Genomic DNA, 507 nt, shown 5'->3' on the forward strand with positions numbered 1-507 from the left:
AGTAGCTTGACCACTGAAACACCACTAAACCGCCAAAACTGATGATTATTTCATCATTTTTTAACGATTTAATCTGAATTTTATGACTAGGGTAAGATATCCAAAAAAGGCTAGTTTTCATAGCGTTTTTGTGGGCTTTTTGCGTCCAAATCCGCCAGATAATCTAGCTTTTCGCCAATCTTGGTCTCTAAGCCTCGTTTTGTTGGGTAATAGTATTGTCGCTCACCCATTTCTGGTGGCAGATACTTCTCCCCCGCCGCGTAGGCCCCAGGTTCGTCGCGAGCATAACGGTATTCTTGCCCGTAGCCCATGTCCTTCATCAAAGTTGTTGGTGCATTTCTTAAATGATGTGGGACTTCATATTCGGGTAGATTATGCGCATCAGTCAAAGCTTGCTTCCAAGCGGTATAGACAGCATTACTCTTTGGTGCACAGGCCAAATAGACAACCGCTTGTGCTATCGCGCGTTCACCTTCTGCAGGGCCAATACGAGTAAAGCAATCCCAA

The 507-nt window shown here is 44.8% G+C and carries 1 pseudogene; it reads right to left on the reverse strand.

Annotated features, from left to right (window positions below):
• Positions 1 to 110: 110 nt before the first annotated feature.
• Positions 111 to 507: pseudogene (locus tag KIV40_RS31010) on the reverse strand (recombination factor protein RarA); the annotation flags it as partial.

This window comes from Vibrio sp. D173a, assembly GCF_030248475.1.